The sequence below is a fragment of the Stenotrophomonas sp. Ste86 genome (genome assembly GCF_024519465.1).
In the GTDB taxonomy this organism is placed as follows: Bacteria; Pseudomonadota; Gammaproteobacteria; order Xanthomonadales; family Xanthomonadaceae; genus Stenotrophomonas.
Genome location: NZ_JALJRW010000012.1, coordinates 110773 through 135101 on the forward strand (window position 1 = coordinate 110773; position 24329 = coordinate 135101).

Consider the following 24329-nt stretch of genomic DNA (forward strand, 5'->3'; position numbering starts at 1 on the left):
CGCGGGCATGAGCGGGGACGCCGGCGCCGCGGCGCTGGCTGTGGAGCCGGCCGCGTCGGAGCGCCTGCCGCTGGCAGGATTGCTGGCCTTGGCCTGCGCGGGCTTTGTGACCATCCTGACCGAGGCATTGCCGGCCGGTCTGTTGTCGCCGATGAGCACCGACCTGGGCGTGAGCCGCGCGCTGGTCGGGCAGTTGGTGACCATCTATGCGATCGGCTCGCTGGTGGCGGCGTTGCCGATGACCGCGCTGACCCAGCGCCTGCCACGGCGGCCGTTGTTGCTGACGGCGATCGCCGGCTTCGTGGTGGTCAATACGATCACCGCTTTCACCCATCACTACGCGGTGATGCTGGTGGCGCGCTTCATCGCCGGGATCAGCGCGGGCCTGCTGTGGTCGTTGGTGGCCGGCTATGCCAGCCGCATGGTGGTGCCGCGCCTGCAGGGCCGCGCCATCGCGGTGGCGATGGTGGGCACGCCGTTGGCGCTGTCGCTGGGCATTCCCGCCGGCACGCTGCTCGGGCAGACCATCGGCTGGCGCTGGGCGTTCGGGTTGATGTCGCTGCTCAGCGTGGGCCTGCTGCTGTGGGCACGGCTGGCGTTGCCGGCGTTGTCGGCACCGGGCGCAGGCGCACGGCAGCGCCTGGGCGATGTGTGGCGGCTGCCGGGAATGCGCGCGGCGCTGCTGACGATGTTCCTGTTCATCCTGGCGCACAACGTGCTGTACACCTACATCGAGCCGTTCGCTGCGCTGGCCGGTGCGGCGCCGTGGCTGGACCGCCTGCTGCTGGTGTTCGGCGTGGCCGCGCTGCTGGGCATCTGGATCACCGGGATATGGGTGGACCGCTGGCTGCGCGTGCTGGTGATCGCCAGTACGGTGGCCTTCGTGCTGGCCGCAACGGCGTTCGCGCTGTGGCCGACCTCGCCGTCGGTGCTGGTGCTGGGCACGGTGGTGTGGGGCATCGCCTTCGGTGGCGTGGCGACCCAGTTCCAGACCGCCGTAGCGCGGCGTGCCGGGGTTGCCGGTGATATCGCGCAGTCGTTCGTGGTGACCGGTTGGAACCTGGCCATCGCCATCGGGGGCGTGGTGGGCGGAGTGATGCTGGAAACCCTGGGCGAACGCTGGCTGCCGGCCGTGCTGTTGACGTTGCTGGCGATGACCCTGGCGGTGGTGCTGCGGCGACCGCGTGCGTGGGCCGCCGCCGAGCACTGAGGTGGACGCGCAGCCGGGCAGGGCCCGGCTCTACCGGCCTTGCGTTGAACAGTGGGGCGGGGATGGGGGCGTTATGCTGGTGCCGGGATCATAGGCTGGAGCATGGCGTGCGCCGTACCGTATTGCGATGGATGGGAATGGGCGTGCTGGCCGTGGCCGGCGCGGTGCAGGCATCGCCGGCGCAACGCATCGCGCTGACCATCGACGACCTGCCCTGGCAGCGGCTGGATGAACGTAACGACCCGGAACTGGCGCAGCGGTATGCGCAGCTGCTGGCCGCGCTGAGCGCAGCACGGGTGCCGGTGGTGGGCTTCGTCAACGAGATCAAGCTGGAGCAGGACGGAACGGTGCAGCCGACGCGCGTGCAGATGCTGCGCGACTGGCGCGATGCCGGGTTCGAGCTGGGCAACCACACCCGTGGCCATGTCGATCTGCATGCGATCGGGCTGGATGCCTACGAGCAGGACATCCTCGACGGCGAAAAGACCCTGCGCCCGTTGCTGGCCGAGCGCGGCCAGGCGCCACGGTGGTTCCGTCATCCGTACCTGCGCGCGGGCCAGACCCCGCAGCAGCGGGCGGCGCTGGCTGCGTTCCTGGACCAGCATGGCTATCGCATCGCGCCGGTCACGGTCGACAACAGCGAGTGGATCTGGGCGTTCGCCTACGACCACGTACGCGATACCGAAACCGATCCGGTGCTGCGCGATACGCGCCTGCGCCAGCTGCGGCGTGGCTATGTGCCCTACATGCTCAACAAGCTGGCCTATTACGAGGATCAGTCGCAGCGGTTGCTGGGTCGCCTGCCGGCACAGGTGTGGTTGATGCACGCCAATGCGTTGAATGCGGACAGCATCGGCGAGTTGATCGCAGCGACCAAGCGGCGTGGCTACACCTTCATCTCGCTGCAACAGGCGTTGGACGACCCGGCCTATGCGCACGCCGATGGCTACAACGGCGCCGGGGGGATCAGCTGGATCCACCGCTGGGCGATGGCCGACGGCAAGCCGCGCAGTTTCTATGCCGGCGAACCGAAGGTGCCGCGTTGGGTGCTGGAACTGGCAGGCATTGCCGACGAATGAGCCCGATGCACCGGACAGGGCTCAGTCCTCCACCACCGCGTTGGGGTTCTGCATGTCTTCGCGGGCCTTGCCGTACTGCTGTAGGCGCTGGTGATGGAAGGCGACGAACGCCTCCGGGGGCAACGGCCGTGAGAACAGCCAGCCCTGTCCGAACTCCACCTGGCGCGCCTGCAGGTAGGCCAGCTGGGCGGGGGTTTCGATGCCCTCGGCCACGGTGAACAGGCCCAGCGTCTTGGCCATGTCGATGATGTGCGAGGTGACCGGGCTGGTAGCGCTGTCGGTACCGATGGCGTCGATGAACGACTTGTCGATCTTCAACGCATCCAGCGGCAATTGCTGCAGGTACTGCAGGCTGGAATAGCCCACCCCGAAATCATCGATGGCCACGCAATGCCCGGCGCGGCGGGCCAGCGCCAGGGTATTGCGCGCGCGCTGCACGTCGATGAAGCCACGCTCGGTGGCTTCCAGCCAGATCTGCTGCGGGTGGATGCCGGTGCCGGCCAGACGGGCCGACAGTACCTTGAGCGCCCGCCCGCTGCTGACATCGCCGGCGGACAGGTTGATGGCGATGTGCACGCTGCGGTCCTGGACCAGCAGCGCGCGCATGTCGGCGATGACCAGTTCGATGACCTGGTCGGTCAGCGCCTCGATCAGGCCGTGCTCTTCGGCCAGCGGGATGAACAGGTCCGGGCGCACCTGGCTGCCGTCCGGGCGCGACCAGCGCACCAACGCCTCGGCACCGACGCAGATGCCCGTGTCGAGTTCGATGATCGGCTGGTAGTGCATGAAAAACTCGCGCTTGCGCACGGCCGTGGCCAGCTCGGCCTTCATCGACAGCCGCCGCCGCGACAGCCAGACCACCAGCGCCACCGCCGCCAGCGCGCCCAGCACTCCCAGTGGGATGAATTGCCGGAACTGCCTGCGGAAGCTGGCCATCAGGTCGGTGCGCGGCGCGGTGGCGACGGCCAGCCATTCCTGGTCCTGCGCGGTGGCGTACAGGGTGTGGCTGTCCATCCCGCTGTGCGGGTCGCGCAGCAGGCGCTGCAGCAGTTGCTGGTCGAGGATGTCCTGCTGCGCCATCAGGCGCCCATCCGGACTGGCCACGGCCAGGCGCACGTTGGGATCGGTGATGACATCCACGAAACGCGCCGGGTCCACCAGGAGGTCGTACCGGCCCAGATACACCGAAAGCAGGGCGGTGCCGTCGCCGGCCACCGGACGCACCCCCAGGGTGATGCCGGCGCCATCGGCCGTGGTGTGGTCCGGGGTGGGCGTGGGCACCTGTTTGTCCATCATGCCCCACGAGGTACAGCGCAGCCGGCCGTCCTCGAAGTAGCCGACCTGCTCGGCCGAGTGGGTGCTCAGCACCAGGCTGCGCATCAACTGCAGGTGGTCGGCCGAGCACGGCTCCAACGCGCTCTGGTTGAGGCGGCGCAGGGCAACCAGCCCGGCTTCGTAGGCGCGGTGCGCGCGCAGCAGCGTGCGTTCGGCGGTGAGCTGGAGGCGGTCTTGCTCGGCCTCGGTGGCCCGGGCCCAGGTGAAGTACGCCACGGTGGCGATCGGCAGGAACGCGCCCAGCAGGGCGAACAACACAGTGGCGGCGATGATCCTGGCGCGGTTCAAGCAGACCTCGATGCCCGGTGGGGGATGGTGAACGGCGTCCGTGGCCGCAGCCCCGATGCGCGCTATATCACCACCTGCGAGCGGGGATTGGAACAGGGTTTGCCCGTGACGCCTGCCGGGACACTGCCAGTGTCGGGGTCAGGGGGTGCGTTGCAGGGTGAAGACGACAACCGATGGCGAGGCCGGACTGACGCGGCAGTAGCGCAACCGCCCGCGCTCTTCTATGTTCATGGCCTTCGCCCCGCCTGGCCTGAGCCCATGTCCGATCCTGCCGCCCCGCCCGAACACCTCCGGCGCAGTCTGTCCAACCGCCACCTGCAGCTCATCGCCATCGGCGGGGCCATCGGTACCGGCCTGTTCATGGGCTCGGGCAAGACCATCAGCCTGGCCGGTCCGTCGATCATCCTGGTCTACCTGATCATCGGCGCGATGCTGTTCTTCGTGATGCGCGCGATGGGCGAACTGCTGCTGTCCAACCTGGAGTACAAGTCCTTCATCGACTTCTCCACCGACCTGCTGGGGCCGTGGGCCGGGTTCTTCTGCGGGTGGACCTACTGGTTCTGCTGGATCATCACCGCGATCGCCGATGTGATCGCAATCGCCGCCTACGCGCAGTTCTGGTTCCCCGACCTGGCGCCGTGGATACCGGCGCTGATGTGCGTGATCCTGCTGCTCAGCCTGAACCTGGTGACGGTCAAGCTGTTTGGCGAAATGGAATTCTGGTTCGCGCTGATCAAGATCATCGCGATCTGCGCGCTGATCATCACCGGCTTCGGGCTGGTGGCATGGGGCTTCACCGCGCCGTCGGGCCATCAGGCCACCTTCGCCAATCTGTGGAATGACGGCGGGATGTTCCCGATGGGCCTGGCCGGGTTCTTCGCCGGCTTCCAGATCGCGGTGTTCGCCTTCGTCGGTATCGAGCTGGTGGGGACGACCGCGGCCGAGACGGCCGATCCGGAGCGCAACCTGCCCAAGGCGATCAACTCGATCCCGATCCGCATCATCGTGTTCTATGTGCTGGCGCTGATCGCGATCATGGCCGTCACCCCCTGGCGCGAAGTGGTGCCGGGCAAGAGCCCGTTCGTGGAGCTGTTCGTGCTGGCCGGCATTCCCGCCGCCGCCAGCCTGATCAACTTCGTGGTGCTCACTTCGGCCACGTCCTCGGCCAACAGCGGCATCTTCTCCACCAGCCGGATGATGTACGGGCTGGCCGAGGAGCGTCACGCGCCGAGCTTCTTTGCGCGGTTGTCGAAGGCGGCGGTGCCGGCGCGCGGGTTGCTGTTTTCCTGCATCTGCCTGCTGCTGGGCGCGATGTTGATCTACCTGATCCCCAACCTGGTCACCGCGTTCACCCTGGTCACCACGCTGGCGGCGGTGTTGTTCATGTTCGTGTGGTCGCTGATCCTGTGTTCCTACATCGTCTACCGCCGCCGTCGCCCGCAGCTGCACGCGGCGTCGACCTTCAAGATGCCCGGCGGCGTGGCCATGTGCGTGGCGTGCCTGGTGTTCTTCGTGTTCGTGCTGGTGCTGTTGACCCTGCAGCCGGACACCCTCTACGCGCTGGCGATCAGCCCGCTGTGGTTCCTGCTGCTGGGCCTGGGCTACGCCGGCAAGCGGCTGATCGGCGGCCCGCGCTGAGGGTCGGCCGGGTCCGCCCTCCTGGCGGGCCCGGTATTCACCTTCGGTTCGCGGCCTGGGCCGGATGATCGCGCCGCACGACTGGCGTGCCCCGAACCGAGCCCATGAACCCGACCCTGCCTGCCGCGTTGGCCCTGTTGTCGTTGCTGCTGCCGTGGGAGGCGTCGGCGCGCACGGTGTACCGCTGTGTGCAGAACAACACGGTCAGCCTGGCCACCGCGCCCGAGCCCGGCTCCAAATGCACCGCGCAGCAGGTGGATGACAACGCGGTGCAGACGCCCAACCTGTGGGGCAACATGGGGGTCTTCAGCGGCACCCTGTACGAGCGCGAGCAGGACGGCGGGATGGTCTATTCCACGCGCAACCTGCCAGGTTCGCGGGTGTTCCTGAAATTCACCGTAGCCACGCCGCCGGGTGAGCCGGCGCATGAAGGGCTGGGCAAGGTCGGTACGCCGCAGCTCAACCGCCATGCCAAGCAGTTCAAGGCCGCGGCAAAGGCCACCGGCGTGGAAGACGCCTGGCTGCGGGCGATCGCCCATGCCGAGAGCGGCTTCGATGCGGGCGCGATATCGCCCAAGGGCGCGCAGGGGGTGATGCAGTTGATGCCCGATACGGCCACCGAGTTCGGCGTGGCCGATCCGCTCTCGGCCGAGCAGTCGATCAATGGCGGCGCGCGCTACATGAAGGCGCTGCTCAAGCGCTACAAGGGCGACCGTACGCTGGCGGCGGCCGCCTACAACGCCGGCATCGGCGCGGTGACCCGCTACAAGGGCGTGCCGCCGTATGCCGAGACCCTGGACTACGTGGACAAGGTGAGCACGTTGTACGTGCGCTACCGCGAGGCGATGGGGTTCAAGGTGGAGACGCCGGCAAAGTAGCGCCGGTCGCCGGCCCGATGCACGGGCCGGCGGCGGGGATCACCGCCAGACGCTGCGGCCGTAGATGGGCTGGGTCTCGATGCGGCCCACCGCGTCGACGGCGGCGCGCACGTCGCGGCGCTTGAACAACTGCGCCCAGCGTTTCTCGTTTTCCATATCGGCGGGCATCGGCGGCAGCATGCGGAAGTCCTGCAGCAGCTGCAGCAGGTCCTGGCGCTGCGCCTTGTCCTGCAGCGCGGCGACCAGCCACGCCGCCGCGTCATCCAGCCGGTTTTCGCTGATCAGTACCTCCAGGTACACGCTGCGGCCTTCGCCTTTGTTGGACTGCAGCCACTGCCGCGCCTGCGCCGAGCGCTCGCCGTCGCCGAGTGTGCGATAGGCATTGAAGCGTATCCACTGGCGCACATATTCGCCGTAGATCTCGCCTTCTTCCAGGCCGTCCAGGGTCTGCAGGGCACGCTCGGGCTGCTGCTTGCCCAGGTACCAGCTGGCCAGGTACAGCCGCATCAGCGGATTGAACGCCGGCGCCTGCTCATGCAGCGTGCTGGCGAGGACCAGTGTGGCCTCGGCCTGTGCATCGCGGCCGAGGCGATGCTCGGCGGTGGCGCGGTGCATCAGCATCCAGGCCGCGTAATCGGCGCCGCGGAAGGACGGGGACGCACCGGCGGCGGCCAACCGCGTGTACAGCGCCTCGGTGGTGCTCAGCACCTGTTCGTGCTCGCCCATCAGCAGCAGGGTATCGGTGAGCTCGGTGATGCGATCGCCGCGCTCGGGACGCAGCAGGCCTTCCACACGCAACGCATCGACGTGGCGGCGTGCGGACTGCAGCGGATCGAAGCGCGGATCGCGGCGGTTGATCACGGCGTCAAAGCGCTTGTCGCTGCGCAACGTCACCACGTCCATCGGCGTATCGATGCGCGCCACGGTGGCGGCAAGCGCCGCGTGCTCCCCGGCATCGGCCTGCAGGGTGGCGAGCGTCAGCCACAGCCCGCCGGGCTCCATGCCGTCGTCCTGCCATTGCCGGTCGAACAGCACCTGCAGCAGTGCACGGCGGACCTCGGGCTGGTCGTGCAGCTGTTCGTCCAGCGCGTAGGCCATCGCCGCATCGAAGTCGCCGAGGAACTGGTCCGAGGCGCGCAGCGAGCGGGTGATCAGGCTGGCGCCCTGGACCGGCTGTTGCTGCCAGAGCAGCAGGCGACCGAGCACATACAGGGCGCGCGGATCGTCGGGTGCCTGCTCCAGCGCGGCATCCAGGTAGCGACGTGCATCGCGCGCCTGGCGTGCGTTGAACGCAACACGTCCGGCGGTGATCCAGCCGTCCAGGCGCAGCGACTCGGGCAGCTGCGTGAAGCCGGGATCGGCAAACACGCGCTCAAAGCCCAGCAGCGCGCCGACGCTGTCGCCGTTCTCGGCCAGCGTGATGGTATCGGCCAACGTCTGTGCCAACGGCTGCGCCGTCTGATTCGCAGGCGTGGCAGCATCGATGGAGGCAGCCAGCGCTGGCGTGGCGAACAGGGCCAGCAGCAGGGAAACGGCGAGACGGTGTCGCAGGCCGGGCATGGGGCGTCCTTCCATGGAATGAGCATCGATTGAACCCGGAACCCGGCAAACGCACAAGCGCACGGGCTTTGCAGCAGCGCGGCCAACGTTTATGGTCGTGCGCTCGAACGGACAGGGAACGCAATGAAACGTTGGCACTGGATGATGGCGGCGGTGGCGGTGATCACCGCGGCAGGGCTGGCGTGGACGTTCCTCAAGGGACCGCTGCCGGCGGTGATCGCGCCCGGTCCGGTGCCGACGGTGCTCGGCTGGCAGGCGCGGATCGAAACACTGGCCGGCGATGGCGTGGACGGTTCGCGCGAGGGGGCCGGTGCGCAGGCACGGTTCTCCGATCCCTACGCGGTGGCACTGGACGCCAACGGGGTGGCCTACATCGCCGACGCCGGCGACAACAACCGCATCCGTCGTCTCTATCCGGATGGGCGCGTGGATACGCTGGCCGGCAACGGTGAGGGGTGGCGCGACGGTCCGGCGCTGCAGGCCCAGTTCAATACGCCGTCGGGCATCGCGCTGGACGCCGCTGGCAATGTCTATGTGGCCGACACCGGCAACAACCGCATCCGCCGGATCGGCATCGATGGCGCGGTGAGCACGGTGGCCGGCGACGGCCAGGCCGGTTTCTCCGATGGTGCCGCCGCGCAGGCGCGCTTCGACGGGCCGATGGGCGTGGCGGTGGGTATTGATGGCCGGGTGTTCGTGGCCGATACCTACAACGATCGCATCCGCGTGATCGAGACCGATGGCACGGTGCGCACGCTGGCCGGTGGCGAGCGCCCGGGCACCGTGGATGGCATCGGCGGCGACGCCCGGCTGGATACCCCGGTGGCGCTGGCACTGGATGCGCATGGCAATCTGCTGATCGCCGATCTGTACAACAATGCGATCCGTCGCCTGTCGCCGGATGGCACGCTGCGCACGCAGGTGGCCGACGGTGGCCTGGTGAACGGGCCGCTGTCGGTGGCGGTCACCCACGACGACGTGCTGTACGTGGGCGACACCGGCGGGCGGCTGGTGCAGGTGACGCCGCAGGGGCACCAGATCGCGTTGCTCGGTGCCGAAACGCAGCCGCGCCTCGCCCGTCCGGCCGGCATCGCGCTCGACGCCGATGGCCGCCTGCTGGTTGCCGACGCGGCCGCGTATCGGGTGCATCGGATCGGCGCGCTTGCCGCCGGTGCGGTCGCACCCCCGGCCTTGACCGGGCCGGCGGCGGATGCGCCCCTGCCGGCGACCGCCGGGCGCTGGCCGCTTGCCCCGCAGCAAAGCTGGCATGAAGTCGTCGGCACGCTGGGCGAAGTGCGTGGCGATTTCCACGGTGAAAGCCGGCACCACCTGCACGGCGGCTTCGATATCCGCGGCGATGTCGGCCAGACCGTGCTGGCCATCGCCGATGGCAAGGTCAGCAGCCCGACCCCGACCTGGTCGGCGGGCGGGCAGGCCGAAGGGTTGGTGCTGGACCGGCTCAAGTACATCCACATGAAGGTCGGGCGCGACCCGGCCGATCGTCCGTTCGACCCGCGTTGGCAGCCGCTGTTCAACGACGAAGGCAAGCTGCAGCGCATTCGCGTGCGTCGCGGCACACGCTTCCAGGTGGGCGACCGCCTGGGCAGCATCAACCGGATGGCGCACGTGCACCTCAGCGTGGGCGCCAGCGGTTTCGAGCGCAACGCGGTCGCGTTGGGGTTCACCGGCTATGTCGATACAGTCGCCCCGCGCATCACCGATGTTGCGCTGCTGGACGATCTGGACCAGCCGCTCACCGCTGGCGCGAATGGCCGGGTGGCGCTGCCGCGCAGCGGCCCGGGCGTGCAGATCGTGGTGGAGGCCTGGGACCAGGTGGACGGCAACCAGGCGCGTCGTCGACTCGGGTCCTACCAGGTCGGCTACCAGATCCTCGATGCCCGGGGCCAGCCGCTGCCCGGTTATGAGCAGCCGCGCTTCAACATCGTGTTCAATTCAATGCCCCCGCGCGACAGTGCCACCAAGGTGGCCTATGCACCGGACAGCGGCATCACCGTGCATGGCAGCGCGGTCACCCGCTTCCGCTACCTGGTGACTAACACCGTGCGCGATGGTCGGGTGGAAACCGGTCGTTGGCAGCCGGACGCGTTGCCGGCCGGCGACTACGTGATCCGCGCCAGCGCGCGCGACTACAGCGGCAATGAAGGCATCGGTGCGCGCGACCTGAAGATCACCCTGCTGTAGCGGCAACGGCTACGCGCTGGGGCGGCGGCCTCAGGCGCCGACGCGCGCGCGTTCGGCGTCCATGTCGGCCAATGGCCGCACTTCGATGCTGCCGAACCGCGACCACGGAAACTGCCGGGCGATGGCCAACGCTTCGTCGTGGTCGCGCGCGTTGATGAGGTTGAAGCCGGCCAGCAGTTCGTGGGTTTCGGCGAAGGGGCCGTCGGTGATCCGCGCCTGCCCCTGGCGGGTGCGCAGGGTGCGCGCGCTGTCCACCGGCTGCAGCTGCTGGGCCAGCACCAGGGTGCCCTTGGCCTGCAGGGCATCGGCATGCTGCAGGCAATCGTGCATGAGGCGATCGTATTCCTCGCCGGGCAGGGCCTGCAGCAGGCCTTCGTCGATATAGATCAGCAGCAGGAATTGCATGGCGGGACCGCTCCTGGGCAGGGGCGGCCATGATGCCGCAGCCGGCGCGACGGGTGTGTTGCAGCGCGGCACGACGGAGCAGGAAATTTATTCTGCAGGCGTGTCGATTTCCGCCCCACCGGGTCGTCGTAACCAGTGAAGGGCCCGCCAACCGGCGCGCCCACCCGGAGCAGACCGATGAAAGTAATGGTATTCGTCAAGGCCACCCCGGCCACCGAGGCCGGGCAGATGCCCACCGAAGCAGAAATCCGCGCCATGGGCGCCTTCAACGAGGCGCTGGTGCAGGCCGGGATCATGCTGGCCGGCGAGGGCCTGCACCCGACCTCGCGTGCGCGCCGGGTGGCCTTCGGGGAGGCGGCCCCGCGGGTGATCGACGGCCCCTTCGCCGAAACCGGCGAGCTGGTCTGCGGCTACTGGCTGTGGCAGGTGCGCTCGCTGGACGAAGCCACCGAATGGCTCACCCGCGCGCCGTTCGGTCCGGGCGCCGTCGTGGAGCTGCGCCCGGTCTTCGGCCCGGAGGATTTCGGCGCGGCCTTCACCCCCGAATTACAGGCGCAGGCACAGCGTCTGCGCGACCGTCTCGACAGCGGCCATTGAGAGGAGAATCCCGATGAAACTGATCCCGTTCCTGAGCTTCAACGGCACTACCCACGAGGCAATGGCGTTCTACGCCCAGGTCCTCGGCGGCAAGGTCGTCTCGGAAATGAAGTACCGCGACATGCCGCCGATGGAAAGCGCCGAGGGCTGTGGCGAGATGCCGCCGGAAACCCTGGATCACGTCGCCCACAGCCAGCTGGAGGTGGACGGCGCGATCCTGATGGCCGCCGACGGTCCGTCCCCGGCGGGTGAGAACAGCACCACGATCAACGTCGATGTCGATTCCATCGACGAAGCCGAGCGCGTGTTCAAGGCGCTGGCCGAGGGTGGGCAGATAAAGATGCCGATCGGCGAGACCTTCTGGGCGCATCGCTGGGGCTTTCTGATCGACCGCTACGGCAAGCCGTGGATGGTCAACTGCATGAAACAGCCCTGATCCCTCTTCCTTTCAAGGATGTTGTGCCATGACCGATTCGCCGCAGATGATCTTCGTCAACCTGCCCGTGCGCGACCTGGAGGCCTCCAAGGCATTCTTCGCCGCGCTGGGCTACAGCTTCAATCCCACCTTCACCAATGCCGATGCGGCCTGCATGATCATCAGCGACACTATCTTCGTGATGCTGCTGGTGGAGGGCTTCTTCAGCCAGTTCACCGCCAAGCCGATCAGTGATGCGCGCCTGCAGACCGAGGTGTCACCTGCCTGTCGGCGTCCAGCCGCGCGGACGTGGACGCATGGGTGGACAAGGCGCTGCAGGCCGGCGCCAGCGAGCCCCAGCCGGCGCGCGATTATGGCTTCATGTACCAGCGCGGTTTCCAGGACCTGGATGGGCACCTGTGGGAAATCGCGCATATGGACGGTGCGCCGGGCTGATGCGGCGCCGTGCTTGTGCGGGGTCGACACTGATGCTGTGATCGCGTCCATGGACACCGCACTCTCGCACCGTTTGGACACCCTCTGGCGCATGGAGGCGCCGGTCCTGATCGCGCGCCTGGCCCGGATGCTGGGAGGCGATGTCGGGCGTGCCGAAGAACTGGCCCAGGACACCTGGCTGGCCGCGCTGGAGCGCTGGCCGGCGCAGGGGGTTCCGGACAACCCGGGAGCCTGGCTGATGACCACGGCGCGCAATCGTGCCATCGACGTGCTGCGCCAGCACCAGCGCGTGGCCGGCCAGCATGCCCGGTACGCCAGCGAACTGGAGCCGCAGCCGCTGCCATCCCCCGATGACAGCGATGCGCTGCAGGACGACATCGGCGATGACCTGCTGCGTTTGATGTTCGTGGCCTGCCACCCGGTGCTGTCGCCCGATGCGCGGGTGGCGCTGACCTTGCGCCTGCTGGGCGGGCTGACCACCGAGGAGATTGCGCGCGCGTTCCTGCAACCCGAACCCACCCTTGCCCAGCGCATCGTGCGTGCCAAGCGCACCCTTGCCGCCCGTGAGGTGCCGTTCGAAGTGCCGCGCCAGGCCGCATTGCCCGAGCGGCTGGCCTCGGTGCTGGAGGTGGTGTACCTGATCTTCAACGAAGGCTATGCCGCCAGTGCCGGCGATGACTGGATGCGTCCGGCGCTGTGCGAGGAGGCGTTGCGGTTGGGTCGGGTGCTGCTGCACCGGCTGCCGGCCTGGCCGCAGATCCACGGACTGGTGGCGTTGATGGAACTGCAGGCCTCGCGCGCGGCCGCGCGCGTGGATGCACACGGCGCGCCGATCCTGCTGCCTGAGCAGGACCGGACGCGCTGGGACTGGCTGCAGATCGCGCGTGGCCAGGCGGCACTGCAGCAGGCGATCGCACTCGGCGGCGGCGAGGATCCCTACGTACTGCAGGCGTTGATCGCCGACTGCCACGCCCGCGCGCGCCGCGTGCAGGACACCGACTGGGCTGGCATGGCCACGCTCTACCAACGGCTGGCGCGCCAGCAACCTTCGCCGGTGATCGAGTTGAACCGGGCCGTGGCGGTCTCGCGTGCCGAGGGCGCGGCCGCCGCCTGGCCGCTGGTGGAACGCCTGGCGCAGGACGGCCGGCTGCAGGACTACGCGCCGCTGGCGGCGGTGCAGGGCGACCTGCTGGCGCAGTTGGGGCGGGGCGAGGAGGCGCGCGCGGCGTTCCTGCGTGCGGCCGCCTTGACCGCCAACGCGCGCGAAAAGGCCCTGCTTGAGGCCCGGGCCGCTGCCGTCCCCATGGGCTGACGATATCGCAGCTTGCTCGCAGATAGGCGAGGGGCTATCGTTGCGCCCATTCATGAAACCGGTGCCGTCTTCGGACCCGGTCACACAAGGGACGCAGGCAGATGTTTTCAGGGAAGAAGCGGGCGCGCGCGCCACGCGCGTGGCTGTTGTTGTGCGTCATCGCCTTCTCCGGCATGGCCCACGCTGCCGACAAGTCGCAGCAGGTTTACTGGGCCGGGTTCGCCTTCACCGGCCAGGCCAATGCGCGCACTGACGTCGCCCCGCACAGCACCGCGGTGATCGAACGGCGCGGTGCCGAAGCGCTCAACCAGCAGCTCGGCGGCGCCCTGCGCCGACAGCCGCCGGCCCACCTGCAGCTGATCAGCGACCAGCTGGCCAAGCTCGATGGCACCACCAGCGCCACGGTGCTGGCTGCCGCGCTGGATCGCGAACTGGTCTCGGTCGAACCGATCGGCGACCAGTACAAGGTGCTGGTGGAAGTGGCGCTGCAGGCGCTGTTCTTCGACTTCCGCGAGCGCCAGGTGATCGCCTCCTATCCGCTCACCCTGCAGCGCATCGACCTGCGCGAGGACCGTCCGGACGAGGACGAGATCAACGCGATCGTGGCCGACCTGCTGTACGGCAGCGCCGCCAGCAGCCTGCCCGCGGTGCTGGCCCAGACCCTGTCCGGCGCACAGCTGCCCAACGCGTCGGTGCGTCGCCTGCAGGTGGGTGCGGTGACGCTGTCCGACGCGGCCCGCGCCAAGCTGCCCAACCCGTCGCTGGAAGCCCCGTTGCGCGCCACGCTGGCCCATGAGCTGTCCAAGACGCTCTCGTCCAACACCGGCATCGGCCTGCTGCCGCCGGCCACTGGCGAGGCGATCGGCGGTGCGATGGCCGCGCGCTTTGCCGACGGCAAGGTGTACCAGCTGAAGATCCCCGAGCCGGACTACGTCATCAAGCTGCAGTTGGATGCGATGAAGAGTGGCGTGATCAGCGAAACCGCGGCGATGAAGACGATGCTGTTTGGCGCGTTCTTCCAGGTCTCGGTGGTCGAACCGTTCTCCGGCAAGGTCTTCTTCGACCAGCCGCTGCGCAAGGGCGCCACCAAGGTGGTGCCGGTGACCCAGTGGCAGGTCGACCAGTGGTCGGCCAGCTATGAAACCGTGCTGGCCGGGCTCGATGCCTTCGCCGGCGCTGCGGCCAAACGCGCCGATTCGCGCGCCTGGCTGGACGAACAGAAGCCGGGCGGACGCCCGCTGCAGCAACAGACCCAGGCCCTCCAGGAGTTGATCAAATCATGTCGTTGATTCGTGCCGTTCTGCTGATTCTCATTGCGCTGATGGTGGCCGCGCCGGTCGCTGCGCAGACCGCCAGTTCGCGTGGCACCGGCTCGGCCAGTTACGGCCTTCGGCTGAGCGCCGATACCCGTGCCCAGGCCCTGAACAAGGCCAAGGTAAATGCACTGGAGGCCTACATCGCCGAATCCGGTGCGGCCAAGCTGCGCCTGTTCGAAGCGCGTCGCCCGGAGTTCATCGGCGAGATCGACCGCTACGTGCTGTCGACCGTGCCGCTGTCCGAAGACGAAGACAAGAAGGCCAAGACCTACTCGGTCACCGTGCGCGCCGAGATCAACACCACCCTGCTGCAGACCAAGCTGGATGCCGGCTCGGCCGTGGCCGGTGCGCGCAGCAGCGAGCGCTCGCTGCTGACCTTCCTGTTCATGGCGCGCTCGCAGGACACCGTGCAGTCCTTCCAGGACAAGGAATACCGTCGCGTCGACGCCAGCCGCAGCTATGACGAGAAGACCCGCGAAGGCGACAGCTTCCGTGGCAACTCGGTCAGCACCAATGGCAGCATCAACCAGAACGCGTCGGTGTCGGTCACCAGCGGCGGCAGCACCACCGCGCGCAGCGACAACATCAGCTGGAAGGTGGCCAACGCCGCCGAGGTCAACACCGCCATGACCGGTGCCTTCAGCAGCGCCGGCTACGAAGTGGTCGAAGCGGAGTACGTCGAAGGCGAAAGCCGCGGCCTGCTCAGCATCGAGCGCATCCGCAAGGACTTCAGCACCGGCAACGACCTGTCCGCCGCCACCCTGCGCGACACCGCCAACGGCATCCGCGCGGCCAACATCCCGTACATCGCGGTGGGCACGCTGGACATCGGCATGCGCGACCGCGACCCGGCCTCGGGCAACACCCGCGTGTATGTCACCGTGACCGGCAAGGTACTGGACGTGACCGGTCGCTTCCCGCGCACCGTGTCTTCGGTCGGTCCGGTGCAGTACGCCGGCCTGGGCCCGAATGAAACCGTCGCCCGCACCAATGCACTGCGCGAAGCCGCCGAACAGGCTGCCCAGCAGATGATCAACGAACTCAACGTCAAGGCCGTGCGCTGATCCAGCGCGGGTTGTCTCTTCTGCCGGCCAGCGGCCGGCAGCTACCGTCGTCAAACAAGGACTACACCATGATCCGCAAGACCCTTATCGCACTGGCCATCGCCACCACCTTCGCCGCACCGGCACACGCCCAGCTCGGCAAGCTCAAGGGCCTGGTCGGCGGCGGCGACAGCGCCGCGTCCAGCAGCGCCGGTGCCCCGGACGAAGCCGCGCAGGAAGCGCTGGTGCGTCGTTTCGTCAGCTCGCAGTCGCATTCGCTGCAGGCCCAGACCTCCTTCGCCAAGGCCTTCGGCCTGGCCGAGCAGGTGCAGCTGCTGGAAGCCGAGCGCCAGGCGCTGTCGTCCGGTTCGGTCAACGTGGAGCAGATGAAGAAGTCGGTCTCGGTCAGCGAAAAAGCCCAGGCCGCCATCGACGAACGCGTTGCTGCCCAGCCGGAACTCAACGCCGAGTCGAAGAAGCATTACGCCGACGGCCTGGTGTCGCTGGTGGCCTCCGCTGCCGAAGGCCAGAAGCTGAGCGGTGAAGCCAACAACTTCGCCAGCGGCATGAAGAACCTCGGTGCCACCCAGCTGGCCACCGTGGGCCGCAAGCTGGCCGCCGGTGCATGGGTGGCCAAGGAATCGCCGGGCTACCTGAAGGGCCTGTATTCCTCGTCCAAGGCGGCGATGACCTTTGCCCGTGCCAGCAAGATCAAGCTGCCGAGCAACGCCGACGCCATGCTCGACGGCCTGAACTGATCCAGGACGGCCACGCATGCAGACCTCTCTCCGACTGTTGAGCCTGGCCCTCACCGCCACCCTGCTTGCCGCCTGCGGCAAGCAGGAGGAGGCGGTGGCGCCGGTCCCGGCCAAGCCTGAAACCAAGCTGGCCCAGCCGGCCGAAGAACAGCCGCTGCGCGGCGCGCCGGACTTCGGCGGCACCACCCAGGTGGCGCGCGAAGCCGACGGTATCGGCAGCACGCCGGAACTGGCGGTGCTGGCTGCGCTGCAGTCGGCGGTGGCACAGGTCAATGGCGTGCGCGTGGCCAGCCAGATGCAGGGCATCCGTGCCGGACTGCATGTGGACGTGGACGGCGAACACGTCGGCGATATCCGCGCCGACGCGTTTTCCCGGCAGATGATCGCCGCCTCGCAGGGGGCGGTGCTGGGGTATGAAATCCTCTCGCAGGAAGAAGTCACCCAGCTGGATGAAGAAGTGGTGGCGCGCGTGCGTGCCAGCGATGCCGGCTTCACCTACTCCGCCTCGGCCTCGGCCAGCGGTTCGGGCCAGGCCAGTGCCGAAGCCAGTGGTGGTGGCGGTTCGGCCTCGGCCAGCATCAAGGAAAGCTACAAGGAACAGGCCCAGGTGGAGGCCAAGCGCGGCGCACAGTCGTTCGAGTCCGACCTCAACCATCGCACGCTGCGCAGTTACTGGAAGGTGCGGATCAAGGCGGATATCGCCAAGTACCGCGCCCCGGACGAACAGGGCCGGCCGAAGATCGTCGTGGCCGAGCCGCATGTGCGCGCCGGTACCTACGCGGTCGGCGACGGCCGGGTCAGCAGCGACGAGGTGGCCCGCGCGATCCGTGCGCGCCTCAACGACACCCTGACCCAGACCAAGCGTTTCATCGTGCTCGATCGCGAGTTCGGCGCCGAGATGCAGGCCGAGATCGACCACATCAACAGCGGCAACGTGCGCCTGCAGGACACCGCGCGGCTGGGCCAGCAACTGGCCACCGACCTGATCCTCATCCCGAGCATCGAGCGCTTCGAGTACCCGCGCAGCGTGCGCCAGCTGCGCATGTCCGATCGCCAGGTCAGCTCGTATTCCGGTGGCGGTCGCATCACCCTGCGGCTGCTCAACGCGGCCACCGGCGAGGTGGTGATGTCCGACAGCTTCGACCACCAGCTGGCCTCGACCGGCCCGAGCACGCTGCCACGCGTGGTCGATGGCAAGGGCATGGCCGCGGCGATGATGGATTCGCTGTCCGGCCAGATCGGCAGCGCGATCATCACCGAGATCTTCCCGGTGTCGGTGGTGTCGATGAGCGGTGACCAGGTGGTGCTCAGCCAGGGCGGCGATTCGCTGCAGGTTGGCCAGCGCTGGCAGGCGGTGATGCTGGGCGAGGCGTTGAAGGACCCGCAGACCGGCCGTTCGCTGGGCCGCACCGAGACGCCGTGCTGCACCGTGCGGATCGACCGCGTGGCCTCGCAGACCTCCTACGGCACCATTGAAGGGGGCGCCGATCTGGGCGGTGCGACCTTCAAGCCTGGCGCGATCGAGCTGCGCCAGAAGGCGGCCCCGGTGAAGGCTGCGGCGACCGCCTCGTCCGGTGGGGCGGCCAAGCCGGCCGCGAAACGTTCTGCGGCCCCCAAGCCGGCGGCACCGGCAGAAGATCCCAACTGGTAACGCATCGCCTACACTCGGGATCTACGTGGTCCCGTTGTGGAGAGAGCGATGAAACGAGTAGTACTGAGCGTGCTGGCGCTGTCGGTGTCCAGCGCGCTGATGGCGGCAACGCCGAAGTTCGACGGCGCGCGGATCTCCGCCGACGTCAAGGAACTGGCCTCGGACGCCTACGAAGGGCGTTCGCCGGCCACCGCCGGTGAAGAGAAGACCATTGCCTACCTGAGCCGGCAGTTCGCGGCGGCGGGCCTGCAGCCGGGCGGCGACCTCAAGGACGGCAAGCGTCTGTGGACCCAGGCCGTGCCGCTGCGCAAGGGCGATATCGTCGGCACGCCGAGCCTGTCGCTGGCCAGCAAGGGCAAGCCGCAGGTGCTCAGCCAGGGCAAGGAAATCGCCGTGCGCGCCGCCATGAACGGTGCCTCCGAAGTAGATATCAAGAATGCGCCGCTGGTCTTCCTCGGCTACGGCGTCAACGCACCGGAGCGCCACTGGGACGACTTCAAGGGCGTGGACCTGAGGGGCAAGATCGCCGTGGTGCTGATCAACGACCCGGACTTCGAAAGCGGCCAGGGCGACTTCGACGGCAAGGGCATGACCTACTACGGTCGCTGGACCTACAAGTACGAAGAAGGCGCGCGCCAGGGCGCACTCGGCGTGCTGATCGTGCACGAAACCGCACCGGCGTCCTATGGCTGGGCCACCGTGGCCGGTTCCAACACCAACACCATGTTCGACGTGGTCCGCGACAACCCGGCCGAGGCGCATCCGCTGCTGGAAGGCTGGATCCAGCGCGACCTGGCCGTGGAGCTGTTCAAGCGCGCGGGCCTGGATTTCGAGACGCTCAAGCAGCAGGCGCAGACCCGCGACTTCAAGCCGGTGGAGCTGAAGGGCCAAACCTTCTCGGCCAAGTACGCGGTCAAGTCCGAGGTGATCACCTCGCACAACGTGGCCGCACGCCTGGAAGGCAGCAGGCATCCGGACGAGACCGTCGTATACAGCGCGCACTGGGATCACATCGGCGTGGGCAAGCCCGACGCCAACGGCGACACCATCTTCAACGGCGCGCTGGACAACGCCAGCGGCACCGCCTCGCTGGTCGAACTGGCGCGCGGCTTTGCCAAGGGCAAGCGCCCGGAGCGTTCGGTGCTGTTCCTGGCGGTCACCGCCGAGGAGAAGGGCCTGCTCGGCTCGGAGTATTACGCCAGCCATCCGCTGTACCCGCTGAGCAAGACCGTGGCGGTGATCAACATGGACGGCATGGCGCCGTTCGGGCCCTCGCGTGATTTCGGCATCTACGGCTCGGCCAAGCTGGAACTGCTGGACCAGCTCAAGGACGTGGCCAAGGGCTGGGACATCCGCTACACCCCGGACCCGAAGCCGGAAGCCGGCCTGTTCTTCCGCTCCGACCACTTCCCCTTCGCCAAGCGCGGCGTGCCGGCCGTGTCCTACTCGGCCGGCCAGGACTGGGTGGACGGCGGCGTGGCCGCAGGCAAGGCCGCCTCGGACGACTACACCGCCAAGCGCTACCACCAGCAGGGCGATGAGTGGCAGCCGGACTGGACCTTCGCCGGCGCCTCGCGCGACCTGGAAGTGCTGTACACCCTGGGCAACCAGCTGGCCAATTCGCGGGCCTGGCCGAACTGGATCGACGATTCCCAGTTCCGTGCGCCGCGCGATGCCAGCGCCGCCGAGCGGAAATAAGCCGACCGTCCCCACCGGCATCGCCGGTGGGGACGCCGCTTGCCCGGCTTCATCCCCCCATTTCCCGCCTTCGTCGCATGCCGCTTGTTCCCGGCGGTGGCAGGGCTATGCTCGCCTCACACCCTATGTGAAGACGCCGCCGTGCTCCCCAGCCTCGCTCTGATTCTCCGCATCCTGTTGGCCTGGGCCGCCGCGATCGTCGTGGCCGGTTTCGTCTGGAGTGGCATCTTCAGCGGCATGGACGACGGACCCGGCTGGGTCTTCGGCCTGCTGGCGATGTTCCTGATGGTCACCGCGATCGGCAGCTGCATCACCCACCTCCGCCGCGTCTGGCTGGTGGCCGGGCACCTGGACGGGACGACCCTGTCCAGCCGCCAACGCCGCCAGATCGAACTGCCGATGGATGCGGGCCCGGCCTTCGCGCTGCTGGAAAAGGCCATCGCCGAGCTTCCGCGGGTGGAAGACATCGAAAGCGCCGCCGGCAGCCTGCAGGTGCGCGCGTACGTACGTCGTGTTGATCCCTACAACGGCCGCCCGCCGTCGCGCTGGAACCTGCCGGCACGGCTGGCGATCCGCCGCAACAGCGTGCTGGCCACGGTCACCCCGGGGCAGGGCACCAGCAGCGTCACCCTGCTGTTCGAACCCGATGCCGGGGTCTGGGCCGACCTGCTGGCGGTGGACGAAGGCAGCAACTACGAGAACGCCGAAGCGGTCAGCCGCGCCATCACCCGCCGCGTGTCCGAGCAGCGCCGTGACGAGCAGGCCGCGGCCGAGCAGACCTCCACCGAAAAGGAACTGTCGGTGGCCAAGCTCAACCTGCTGCATGCCCAGGTCGAGCCGCACTTCCTCTACAACACGCTGGCCAACGCGCAGGTGCTCACCCGCACCGATCCCCCGCGTGCCGACCAGATGCTGGGCCATCTCATCCAGTACCTGCGCAGCTCGCTGCCGAGTGTGGACGAATCGATGTCCACCCTGCGCGTGGAGCTGGAGCGTGCCCAGGCCTACCTGGAAATCCTCAAGATCCGCATGGGTGCCCGCCTGGCGTTGCAGGTCGATGTGGCGCCGGCACTGCTGGACCTGCCGCTGCCGTCGATGGCGCTGCAGACCCTGGTGGAAAACGCGATCAAGCACGGCCTGGAACCCAAGCCCGGCGGTGGCACGGTCTGGATCATCGCGCGCCCCTTCGACGACCACGTGACCCTGACCGTGGCCGACGACGGGCTGGGCTTCGGGCACGGCAGCAGCGGCACCGGCATCGGCTTGAAGAACCTGCGCGAACGGCTGCGGTTGACCTGCGGCGAACGCGCCGGCGTGGCCATCGTGTCCAACTTCCCCAGCGGCGTGGCCGCTACCATTACCCTGCCGCGGGATGCGCGCGAGGCGATCCATGCAGCTTGATGCCCTCATCGCCGAAGACGAAGACCTGCTGCGCCAGTCGCTGGTGGCCCAGCTGCAGCGGTTGTGGCCGGAACTGCGGCTGGTGGCCGAATGCGAAGACGGTGCCTGCGCGCTGGAGAAGCTGGCCGAGCTCAAGCCGGACCTGGCCTTCCTGGACATCCGCATGCCCGGCATCACCGGCATCGACGTGGCTCGCGCGTTGCCGGACATCAGCCCGCGCACGCAGGTGGTGTTCGTCACCGCCTACGACCAGTACGCCATCGATGCCTTCGAGCAGGGCGCGATGGACTACCTGCTCAAGCCGGTCAGCGACGAGCGCCTGCTTGCCACCCGCGAGCGCATCCTGGCGCGCATGCAGCAGGGCCGGCCCGACAGCGCGATGCTCGAGCAACTGCTGCAGCGGCTGGGCCACAGCGGCGCCAGCGCGCCAAGCACGCCGCCGCTGGCCTGGATCACCGCCAGCAACGGCCGCGATACGCAGCTGATCATGCTGGAGGACGTGCTGTACTTCCGTGCCGACAGCAAGTACACCACGGTGGTTACCGAGCAGGGCGAAAGTCTGCTGCGCACGCCGCTGCGCGAGTTGCTGGACGTGCTGGACCCGCAGCGTTTCCGCCAGGTGCATCGTTCCACCATCGTCAACATGAAAGCGGTGGCCGCGGTCAGCCGCGATGAGAGTGGGCGCGGCCAACTGCGCCTGAAACACCGCGCCGAGCTGCTCAGTGTCAGCCAACCGTTCATGAGCCTGTTCCGCGGCATGTAAGCCACCTGTCCACCCCATCCTGGAGCGACCATGCGCCACGTACTTATCCTGTGCACCGCCGTGCTGGCCATCGCCGGCTGCGCACAGTCCAACAACACCTCGGTCACCCGCGTGCGTGCCAATGGCGTGGATGCGCTTTACAGCAAGAGCACGGTGGTGGACGGGGTGGCACAGTTCGAGTGCATCGCCAGCAGCAGTGGCCAGTGCCACTACCTGGTGCTGGCCCCGGGCTGCAAGACCGATGCGGCCTGCACACAGGCGCCTTTGCGGCGCCTGTCGGTGGCGGTCGGCAAGACCGAACGGGTGCCGGATCTGCCCAAGGGATTCAGCCTGTGCGTCAGCGGGCAGCCCAAAGAACAATGCCACCGTGAGTGATCACGGTGGCATTGTGGCTCCCCCCGGATTCCGGGACGGCTAGAAGGCCGGTTGCAGGTGCAGGTTGCCGCGGTGGTCCTGCTCACCCACATGGTTGAGCTGGCCGACCAGTTCCGAATGCTGCTTCATCCGGCCGATCTCGCGCATGATGCGGATATCTTCGTGGCGCAGCTCGCGGCGGGCGGTAACGGCCTGCTTGTAGTCGAGCACTTCCGGATACAACTGGGCCATGTCCAGCGCCTCGGCCACGCATTCCACGGTGTCGGCGTCGGAGGTGATCCGCGCGCGGCTGTTGAAGGCCTTCATCCAGCGCTCGAAGCCGGCGGTATGGTCGAACATGTTGGCCATGAACCAGATCACGAACAGGATCGAGATCCACGACCCGAACACGATCACCACGCGGGTGAAGGTGATATGGAAGTCGTCGCGCCACAGGTAGTTGCTGATCAGGCCGAGGATCAACAGCGAGGAGGCCTGCCAGCCCACGATCGAGGCCATCAGCCACTGGCCCTTGGCCTTGGCCAGCACCTCCACTTCCTCGCGGATCTGCTGCTCGCTCTTGTTACGCCAATGCGCGACCTGTTTTTCGAACGGGCTGTTGTACAGCTCGTTGTCCTGCAACAGCAAACCCAAACCCTTGAACAAAGCGATCATGACGTGCTCCTTCTGGAACGTGCGACAGCGCATTGGGTAAACGTGAGGCGGATTCAGTTCTAGCACTTCCAGCGGACCGTGCAATGGGGGCGGTGCGAAGCCGGACGAGGGCTTTTTCTGAATGGGCAGGCGGTGGTGCAGCGCATCATTGCGCGCGTGGCGTGCGACAAGATGTCGCAGCCATTTTCGTGCTGCGGTTGCACATGAAACGGAGGCTGAGCCGCCAGACTCGCTGGGGGCTGCGTGATCGGCCAGAATCGGGGTGGACCGCGCAGCCTGCGGTCGTCTCCGCCCCCTTTGGATCTGTAATGCCGCCACTGCTGCAACGTCTTTCCCGCCCCGTCACCGCGCCCATCCGGCGTTGGGTACTGGGGGCCTTCCCGCGCGGCCAGAGCGGGATCGACTACGACCAGCCACTGGGCGATCCGGGCTGGTTCGGGCCGCACAGCGTGACCTGGCGGGTGCATTCGGAGTTTCCGGGGATGCTGGCCGGGGGGCTGTGCGCGTTGATGCTGCAGACGTTGCATCCGCTGGCGCTGGCCGGGGTGTATGACCATTCCAACTTCCGCGACGATCTGGTCGGGCGGTTGCGCCGGACCACGGCGTTCGTGGCCGGCACCAGCTATGCGCCGTCCGGCGAGGTGGAGGCGCTGGTGGCCAAGGTGAAGCGTATTCATGCGCAAGTACGCGGGCAGACGCCCGACGGTCGCGTGTATTCCGCCGACGATCCGGCGCTGCTGACCTGGGTGCATGTGACCGAGGCCTACGGCTTCCTGCAGGGCTGCCGCCGCTATTGCCGTGAGGTGCCGGTGGCGATCGCCGACCAGTATTACGGCGAGTACAAGCGGGTGGCCGAGGCGCTGGGCGCCACGGAGGTGCCGGCTACGGAAGCGGAGGTGGACGCGTATTTCGCCCGGCAGTTGCCGCAGTTGCGTTTCGATGCGCGCTCGCGCGAGGTGCTGGCGGTGTTGTCGGGCATTCGTCTTCCGGTGCCGATGGCGGGGCTGTCGCGCGAGCTGTTCCTCGGCGCGGGGGCGGCGCTGTTGCCGGGCTGGGCCGAGGCGATGCTGGAGCGCACCGCGGTGCAGCGCGCACAGTCCCGTACCTCGGGGCGGGTGCTGCGTGCGATGGCGCCGTTGTTCCGGCGTGCGTTGCAGGATGGGTTGGCGACACGTGCCTGTACGCGGATGGGCGTGCCGGGGAGTGTGTTGGGTGAGTGGGGGTGATGCATAAGAGCCTTCTTGTCTGCGCGCCGGCGGGCGGGGCGGGGGTGTGTGGGTTCGCGGGACACGCCG

The 24329-nt window shown here is 68.0% G+C and carries 21 protein-coding genes and 1 pseudogene; 18 read left to right on the forward strand and 4 right to left on the reverse strand.

The window, feature by feature from the left end; translation table 11 throughout:
• The first annotated feature begins 7 nt into the window (after positions 1-7).
• Positions 8-1210, forward strand: coding sequence for an MFS transporter (locus NR101_RS12435; RefSeq protein ID WP_256775178.1), 1203 nt, complete (start codon positions 8-10; stop codon positions 1208-1210).
• Positions 1211-1332: 122 nt separating this feature from the next.
• Complete coding sequence (locus tag NR101_RS12440; protein WP_256775179.1) at positions 1333-2289, forward strand: polysaccharide deacetylase family protein; 957 nt, start codon at positions 1333-1335, stop codon at positions 2287-2289.
• Positions 2290-2310: 21 nt separating this feature from the next.
• Here the strand turns inward: NR101_RS12440 and NR101_RS12445 are convergent, their stop codons facing one another.
• A complete protein-coding gene (locus NR101_RS12445; protein WP_256775115.1) occupies positions 2311-3912 on the reverse strand; it encodes an EAL domain-containing protein in 1602 nt (533 codons plus the stop codon).
• A 258-nt stretch (positions 3913-4170) separates the two neighbouring features.
• Between NR101_RS12445 and cycA the strand changes: the two genes are divergently transcribed.
• Positions 4171-5550, forward strand: a complete 1380-nt coding sequence (gene cycA / locus NR101_RS12450) for a D-serine/D-alanine/glycine transporter (protein ID WP_256775116.1) — start codon at positions 4171-4173, stop codon at positions 5548-5550.
• Between the two features lie 104 nt (positions 5551-5654).
• Complete coding sequence (locus tag NR101_RS12455; protein ID WP_256775117.1) at positions 5655-6428, forward strand: lytic transglycosylase domain-containing protein; 774 nt, start codon at positions 5655-5657, stop codon at positions 6426-6428.
• Positions 6429-6467: 39 nt separating this feature from the next.
• Here NR101_RS12455 and NR101_RS12460 read toward each other — a convergent pair whose 3' ends face one another.
• Positions 6468-7988, reverse strand: a complete 1521-nt coding sequence (locus NR101_RS12460; RefSeq protein WP_256775118.1) for a tetratricopeptide repeat protein — start codon at positions 7986-7988, stop codon at positions 6468-6470.
• A 123-nt stretch (positions 7989-8111) separates the two neighbouring features.
• Here NR101_RS12460 and NR101_RS12465 point away from each other — a divergent pair, with 123 nt between their 5' ends.
• Complete coding sequence (locus NR101_RS12465) at positions 8112-10190, forward strand: NHL repeat-containing protein (protein ID WP_256775119.1); 2079 nt, start codon at positions 8112-8114, stop codon at positions 10188-10190.
• Between the two features lie 30 nt (positions 10191-10220).
• On the opposite strand, the gene NR101_RS12470 is transcribed toward NR101_RS12465, so the two are convergent.
• On the reverse strand, positions 10221-10595 hold the full coding sequence (locus tag NR101_RS12470) for a YciI family protein (RefSeq protein ID WP_256775120.1): 375 nt from the start codon (positions 10593-10595) through the stop codon (positions 10221-10223).
• A gap of 177 nt (positions 10596-10772) precedes the next feature.
• Between NR101_RS12470 and NR101_RS12475 the strand changes: the two genes are divergently transcribed.
• From NR101_RS12475 to NR101_RS12530, 12 genes and pseudogenes are all read left to right on the forward strand, one after another.
• The gene (locus NR101_RS12475; protein ID WP_256775121.1) at positions 10773-11192 is read left to right on the forward strand and encodes a YciI family protein; all 420 of its coding nucleotides are present in this window, start codon (positions 10773-10775) and stop codon (positions 11190-11192) included.
• Between the two features lie 13 nt (positions 11193-11205).
• Entirely contained in the window at positions 11206-11628 is a 423-nt protein-coding gene (locus tag NR101_RS12480; protein ID WP_256775122.1) for a VOC family protein, read from the forward strand.
• Between the two features lie 28 nt (positions 11629-11656).
• A pseudogene (locus NR101_RS12485) lies at positions 11657-12063 on the forward strand (VOC family protein).
• 49 nt (positions 12064-12112) lie between these two features.
• Positions 12113-13375, forward strand: coding sequence for a sigma-70 family RNA polymerase sigma factor (locus tag NR101_RS12490; RefSeq protein WP_256775123.1), 1263 nt, complete (start codon positions 12113-12115; stop codon positions 13373-13375).
• A gap of 173 nt (positions 13376-13548) precedes the next feature.
• Positions 13549-14664 carry a hypothetical protein gene (locus NR101_RS12495; RefSeq protein ID WP_306175518.1) on the forward strand — a complete coding sequence of 372 codons (1116 nt, stop codon included), beginning with the start codon at positions 13549-13551 and terminating at the stop codon, positions 14662-14664.
• Positions 14655-15755: a hypothetical protein gene (locus tag NR101_RS12500; protein WP_256775125.1), complete on the forward strand. Its 1101-nt coding sequence runs from the start codon at positions 14655-14657 to the stop codon at positions 15753-15755. The genes NR101_RS12495 and NR101_RS12500 overlap by 10 nt, the downstream gene beginning before the upstream one ends.
• Positions 15756-15823: 68 nt before the next feature.
• Positions 15824-16492, forward strand: a complete 669-nt coding sequence (locus tag NR101_RS12505; protein WP_256775126.1) for a hypothetical protein — start codon at positions 15824-15826, stop codon at positions 16490-16492.
• Between the two features lie 16 nt (positions 16493-16508).
• Positions 16509-18143: a CsgG/HfaB family protein gene (locus NR101_RS12510; protein WP_256775127.1), complete on the forward strand. Its 1635-nt coding sequence runs from the start codon at positions 16509-16511 to the stop codon at positions 18141-18143.
• Positions 18144-18191: 48 nt separating this feature from the next.
• A complete protein-coding gene (locus tag NR101_RS12515; RefSeq protein WP_256775128.1) occupies positions 18192-19841 on the forward strand; it encodes a M28 family metallopeptidase in 1650 nt (549 codons plus the stop codon).
• Between the two features lie 141 nt (positions 19842-19982).
• The gene (locus NR101_RS12520) at positions 19983-21242 is read left to right on the forward strand and encodes a histidine kinase (protein WP_256775129.1); all 1260 of its coding nucleotides are present in this window, start codon (positions 19983-19985) and stop codon (positions 21240-21242) included.
• Positions 21232-22005: a LytTR family DNA-binding domain-containing protein gene (locus NR101_RS12525; RefSeq protein ID WP_256775130.1), complete on the forward strand. Its 774-nt coding sequence runs from the start codon at positions 21232-21234 to the stop codon at positions 22003-22005. Before NR101_RS12520 ends, NR101_RS12525 begins: the two co-directional genes overlap by 11 nt.
• Before the next feature lie 30 nt (positions 22006-22035).
• Positions 22036-22380: a hypothetical protein gene (locus tag NR101_RS12530; RefSeq protein ID WP_256775131.1), complete on the forward strand. Its 345-nt coding sequence runs from the start codon at positions 22036-22038 to the stop codon at positions 22378-22380.
• Positions 22381-22419: 39 nt separating this feature from the next.
• On the opposite strand, the gene NR101_RS12535 is transcribed toward NR101_RS12530, so the two are convergent.
• The gene (locus tag NR101_RS12535) at positions 22420-23034 is read right to left on the reverse strand and encodes a hypothetical protein (RefSeq protein WP_256775132.1); all 615 of its coding nucleotides are present in this window, start codon (positions 23032-23034) and stop codon (positions 22420-22422) included.
• Positions 23035-23342: 308 nt separating this feature from the next.
• Here NR101_RS12535 and NR101_RS12540 point away from each other — a divergent pair, with 308 nt between their 5' ends.
• Positions 23343-24260, forward strand: a complete 918-nt coding sequence (locus NR101_RS12540; RefSeq protein ID WP_256775133.1) for an oxygenase MpaB family protein — start codon at positions 23343-23345, stop codon at positions 24258-24260.
• Positions 24261-24329: the final 69 nt, after the last annotated feature.

Coding starts and splice junctions, on each gene's coding strand:
- NR101_RS12475 (WP_256775121.1), top strand. CDS start 10,773: ATGAAAGTAATGGTATTCGTCAAGGCCACCCCGGCCACCGAGGCCGGG.
- NR101_RS12500 (WP_256775125.1), top strand. CDS start 14,655: ATGTCGTTGATTCGTGCCGTTCTGCTGATTCTCATTGCGCTGATGGTG.
- NR101_RS12470 (WP_256775120.1), bottom strand. CDS start 10,595: ATGCAATTCCTGCTGCTGATCTATATCGACGAAGGCCTGCTGCAGGCC.
- NR101_RS12490 (WP_256775123.1), top strand. CDS start 12,113: ATGGACACCGCACTCTCGCACCGTTTGGACACCCTCTGGCGCATGGAG.
- NR101_RS12530 (WP_256775131.1), top strand. CDS start 22,036: ATGCGCCACGTACTTATCCTGTGCACCGCCGTGCTGGCCATCGCCGGC.
- NR101_RS12495 (WP_306175518.1), top strand. CDS start 13,549: ATGGCCCACGCTGCCGACAAGTCGCAGCAGGTTTACTGGGCCGGGTTC.
- NR101_RS12535 (WP_256775132.1), bottom strand. CDS start 23,034: ATGATCGCTTTGTTCAAGGGTTTGGGTTTGCTGTTGCAGGACAACGAG.
- NR101_RS12435 (WP_256775178.1), top strand. CDS start 8: ATGAGCGGGGACGCCGGCGCCGCGGCGCTGGCTGTGGAGCCGGCCGCG.
- NR101_RS12515 (WP_256775128.1), top strand. CDS start 18,192: ATGAAACGAGTAGTACTGAGCGTGCTGGCGCTGTCGGTGTCCAGCGCG.
- NR101_RS12510 (WP_256775127.1), top strand. CDS start 16,509: ATGCAGACCTCTCTCCGACTGTTGAGCCTGGCCCTCACCGCCACCCTG.
- NR101_RS12465 (WP_256775119.1), top strand. CDS start 8,112: ATGAAACGTTGGCACTGGATGATGGCGGCGGTGGCGGTGATCACCGCG.
- NR101_RS12505 (WP_256775126.1), top strand. CDS start 15,824: ATGATCCGCAAGACCCTTATCGCACTGGCCATCGCCACCACCTTCGCC.
- NR101_RS12455 (WP_256775117.1), top strand. CDS start 5,655: ATGAACCCGACCCTGCCTGCCGCGTTGGCCCTGTTGTCGTTGCTGCTG.
- NR101_RS12540 (WP_256775133.1), top strand. CDS start 23,343: ATGCCGCCACTGCTGCAACGTCTTTCCCGCCCCGTCACCGCGCCCATC.
- cycA (WP_256775116.1), top strand. CDS start 4,171: ATGTCCGATCCTGCCGCCCCGCCCGAACACCTCCGGCGCAGTCTGTCC.
- NR101_RS12460 (WP_256775118.1), bottom strand. CDS start 7,988: ATGCCCGGCCTGCGACACCGTCTCGCCGTTTCCCTGCTGCTGGCCCTG.
- NR101_RS12525 (WP_256775130.1), top strand. CDS start 21,232: ATGCAGCTTGATGCCCTCATCGCCGAAGACGAAGACCTGCTGCGCCAG.
- NR101_RS12480 (WP_256775122.1), top strand. CDS start 11,206: ATGAAACTGATCCCGTTCCTGAGCTTCAACGGCACTACCCACGAGGCA.